2 protein-coding genes and 1 pseudogene are annotated in these 5,051 nt (G+C 36.9%); all 3 read left to right on the top strand.

Annotated features, from left to right (window positions below):
• Window positions 1–1,099: pseudogene (locus JML65_RS23655) on the top strand (hypothetical protein); the annotation flags it as partial.
• A 5-nt stretch (window positions 1,100–1,104) separates the two neighbouring features.
• Complete coding sequence (locus JML65_RS23660; protein WP_202272588.1) at window positions 1,105–4,722, top strand: DUF6443 domain-containing protein; 3,618 nt, start codon at window positions 1,105–1,107, stop codon at window positions 4,720–4,722.
• The coding region (locus tag JML65_RS23665) for a hypothetical protein (protein WP_202272590.1) at window positions 4,719–5,051 on the top strand (333 nt) is incomplete at its 3' end. The genes JML65_RS23660 and JML65_RS23665, both read left to right, overlap by 4 nt.

A 5,051-nucleotide genomic window follows, 5' to 3' on the forward strand; every position in this document is an offset into this window, starting at 1 on the left:
AGATGAATACATGAATCTTAGTCACACCAATGCTAAAAATGCCAGAAGCCCCATATTCACTTATGCCAACAATCAGTTTGCCCGTGGAATTTTAATCGGACGAAATTATTATGATTCTCAGAAGAAGATGCTGAAAAAAGATACTATCACTTATGATTTTGATAATCATTTCAACAGTCTTTCCAATGATTATAGTGCAGGATTTCCAACTCTGCCGATAAGACCTTATGTGATTGGAATTAAAGCAATCGCTGCCAATTTTACAACGTTTACGGTTAACCGATATGAAATATCATCTGCCTGGGTAAAGAAGAAAATGATGAAAACCACTAATTATTTAACCAATAGTAGCAACGGTATTGATGAGATTACCAATTATACTTATGATACCAATTATAAGCATACCAACCCGATGATGATAGATGCTGAAACTTCCGGTTCCAGCCAACAGACTTTGTATCAGTATGCTTATGAAAAAGGCAGTCAGAAGTTGATCAATGCCAATATGATTGGTATTCCTTTGCAAACCATTGTTGCAAAGAAGCAGAATGTAAGTGATCCTGCCGGAAAAACGCTTTCAAAAACAGAAACCAGATATGATGATCCTGCAACATTGTTTCCTACTTCGGTAGTTTCTTATGGAATTGATACAGGAGTTCAATCTACGGAAGTCACCTATGATAAGTATGATGCCACAGGTAATCTGCAACAGTACACTATCAACGGTATGCTTCCGACAGCAGTGATTTGGGGTTATAACAATACCAAGCCTATTGCTAAAATAGAAGGGGTAACCTATGCCCAGGTTTTGCCATATATCAACGCTATTGTGAGCGCTTCCGATCAGGATACAGCTCCAGGTATAGCATTGAATAATGATAAAACAGCTTTATTAGATGCTTTCAAAACATTCAGAGCTCAGTTTCCTACTTTCCCGGTCACTACTTACACATATGATCTACTGGTAGGAGTCAGAAGTATCACTCCACCAACAGGAATCACAGAGTTTTATACCTATGATTCGGTAGGAAGGCTGATAAAAGTAGCTGATGCGAATGGAAAGGTAGTAAAGGAAATGAAGTACAACTATAAAAACTAATACCGATGAAAAAGATAATAATTCCTATAGGAGTACTGTTAACAGGAAGTGTACAGGCACAGCTTGTCCCACTTCCTAACAGCGAAAACTATATTCAGGCTAAAACCTATTTGTATTACAATGGAGCTACGGCTACAAAATCTGCTGAAACCGTACAGTATTTTGACGGATTGGGAAGATCTAAACAAGTCGTTAATGTAAAAGCTTCACCACAAGGAAAGGATGTAGTAACCTATTTTGAATATGACGGCTTTGGAAGACAGGTAAAAGAGTATTTACCGGTTCCCCAATCCGGAACCTTGAATGGAGCCATTGTTCCAAATCCTTTAGCTAATGTGACCAATACGCCTTATGGTTCAGAAAAGATATTTTCAGAGAAAGTATTGGAAAACTCGCCTTTGAACAGAATCCAGCAGCAGATCCAGGTGGGTAATGACTGGGCTGGTAAGCCTGTAAAGTTTGATTATGAAGCCAATACAGTGGCCGATGCTGTAAAAATGTTTATCACTACTACAGCATGGGAAAATGCAGCTACTAAAACTAAACTTCCACCGTCAACAGGAATCTATCCCGAGTCTAAGCTCTATAAAAATACGGTGACCGATGAAGACGGAAACAAAACCATAGAATTTAAAAATGGGAAAGGACAGGTCATTCTTGTAAGAAAACTAATTAATGCTTCAGACAATGCAGACACTTATTATGTATACAATGAATATGACCAGTTAGCTTTTGTGATTCCTCCCACAGCCTCCATTCTTACAGATGTGAACCCAGCACTTAATGACTTGTGTTATCAATACCGCTATGATGAGAAAAATCGTTTGGTAGAAAAGAAACTTCCCGGAAAGAGCTGGGAATATATGGTATACAATAAGGCCGACCAGCTCGTAATGTCTCAGGATGAAAATCTTAAAGCTCAGGGAAAATGGCTGCTAATGAAATATGATGAGTTTGGCAGAGTGATTTTGAATGGTATTACCAATAATAATGCTACACGACAAACCCTTCAGACCAATGTAACAGCAGCTGTTTATACCAACGAAAAGCGAAGTAAAGCATTCTTTACCATAAACGGGATGCCTATCTATTATACCAACAGAGCTCTTCCTGCTAATCTGGTACAGGTTTTAAGCATTAATTATTATGATACTTATCCTGCTTACAGCTTCAATCCATCTTTTCCAGCAACTATTCAGGGGCAATCCGTATTGCCGGAAACGCCTGGTACAGATGGAAGAAGTACGAAAGGGCTTCCTGTCATGAGTCTGGTGAAGAATGTTGAAGATGATAACTGGAGTAAAACCTACACTTATTATGATAATGAAGCAAGAGTTATCGGCACGTATTCTATCAACCATTTGGGAGGCTATACCAAAACAGAATCCGTGCTGGATTTTGCAGGAGTTCCACAAAACACCAATATCTATCACCTTAGAAAACCCGGTGAATCGGGGGTAACCATTCAGGAGCGTTTTGTTTATGATTCCCAAAACAGGGTGAAGGAACACTGGCATCAGGTAGATGGCAATCCAGAGCAGCTTCTGACTGAAAATACGTACAATGAACTTTCCCAGCTCAGCAATAAAAAAGTAGGAAACAACCTTCAAAGTATTGATTATGATTATAATATCAGGGGCTGGATGACCGATATCAATAAAAACCAAATGCCTGTTGTTGATTTAGGCGGAAAATTATTTGCTTATAAAATTAAATACAACCAGAGAGAAGGTATCGAAAACCCCGATGCTATACAATTCCCCGGGAAGAATGTAAAACCAAGATACAACGGAAATATTGCAGAAGTAGATTGGAGGTCTGTACGGAGTATTGGAGCTAACCCACCCATTACCCCCAAAAGGTATGGATATGCCTATGATGGTTTGAACAGGTTAAGCGCGGGGTATTATCAGAATCCCAATAATCCGAACAGTAAAGAAAATATAGAATCTTTAGCCTATGATTTAAATGGAAATATTACCACCCTTTATAGAACTTCAATAGTCAAAGCGGGAATAAATACAGCAACAGTTATTGATAATCTTACCTATACCTATTCCGGAAACCGACTGACTAATATTCAGGACAGTACCAACAATCAGGCGGGATACGAAGGCGGGGGAAATACAATCAGCTATGATCTCAATGGCAATATGAAAGATATGCCGGATAAACAGATTGCAGGAATTGGTTATAACCATTTGAATCTACCCAATTTAATAACCCGTGGTCCTAATTATAATATAAATCACCTATACAGAGGGGATGGAGTAAAATTGCATAAAAGAATCGTTGAATCGAATGATGGTATTAACGGAACTGTAACGACTACAACTGATACCGATTATTTAGACGGATTTCAGTACAGCCGTATGGAAACAACAGGAGGTAGTTTACCTGGCGGAGGCGGTACCGGAGAGGCAGAATCTGCGGCTTTTGCCATGTCTCCCATGAGAAAAGCAATGGAAATAGAGGCGTTTTCTGTGGAACCACGAAAAGTTTCCGCAACCCCCGCAGTTAAAACCGTAGACCTACAATTCTTTCCAACTGCAGAAGGGTTTTATGATTACGAAAAAGATCAGTATATTTACCAATATCAGGATCATTTAGGAAATGTAAGACTAAGTTTTGGAAGAAACAGCATAGGAGCTCTTGAAATTACAGATTCTAATGATTATTACCCTTTTGGAATGAGTCATTTAAATACTGGAGCATCTTTCTTTGGACCGAGTACATATAAAAATTATAAGTACAACGGCAAGGAATTGCAGGAGACCGGAATGTATGATTACGGAGCAAGAATGTATATGGCAGATATTGGAAGATGGGGTGTGGTGGATCCACTGGCGGAAACCTCTAGACGATGGAGTACTTATAATTATGCCTATAATAATCCAATCCGATTTATTGATCCGGATGGAATGCAAGCGGAAGATAAGATTAAGATTTTTAATAATGGTAATATAGAAAGAACAAAAGACAATAACCCCTATGACACTATTACAAATGAAGATGAGTCTAAGTCTATACAAATTGATCGTACTAATGTAACAGAAACTAATCCTACAGGAGATTCGCAAATAGGAGAAGCGAAGACGGTACCATATAATTTAAGTGGTGAGGGGACAACAGGTGATAAAATGACTTATTTAAAAATTGATAATTATGATACTGCTACTCAATTTTTTGAATTTGTAGCGGAAAATACGAACGTCGAATTTGCTCAAAATAAAATAAATTTTTCCGATGGTTTTTCCTCAAATTTGATTAATACAAATCACCTATCAAATGTTGTTCAACAAGCTAATTTAATATTTCCAGACTTAAACCTTTCACAAGGAAATGGCCTTCATATCGTAAAAAATGGTAGCTGGGTTGAAAATGCCCATAGCCATCCTACCATCACAGGACAAATGGCTCCCTCTGGCTTTGCCGAAAGATTTACAAACGGAAGTGTAACATTTAGCATAAATCCACTTCATGGTTATAAGGGAGATAGATCTACATCTGAAATTAAGGGGTTAACAAGATATATGTATAGTCCAATGTTAAATGAAAAATTGGGAGGCGGATACGTTCAATATAATAACTCAACAGCAACATTTAAAGGTAAAACAAAATGATAAATAAACTTTTATTAATATTTAGTCTTTCTTTTATATCCTGTTCTGCACAGAATATTAAAAAGATAAAAAAGCACAGTATAGAAGAATTACTTAATGTATCACTAGATTTATATAAATCACAAAAGTCAATTGATAATCCAAAGGATATATTTTTAATTTTATCTTCTAAAAAAATAAATGATACAATAGGTTTTAAAGATGCCAGTTATGGAATTGGAATCACAATTATTGAAAAAAGAAATACAAAGAATATAGTATATAAAAAATTATATAAGTATAAAAATTATCTGGTAGTTTCTCAAGATTCATTAGATATTTTCAAATCG

It is taken from the genome of Chryseobacterium sp. KMC2 (assembly GCF_016756935.1).
GTDB lineage: Bacteria > Bacteroidota > Bacteroidia > Flavobacteriales > Weeksellaceae > Chryseobacterium > Chryseobacterium rhizosphaerae.

Coding starts and splice junctions, on each gene's coding strand:
- JML65_RS23660 (WP_202272588.1), top strand. CDS start 1,105: ATGAAAAAGATAATAATTCCTATAGGAGTACTGTTAACAGGAAGTGTA.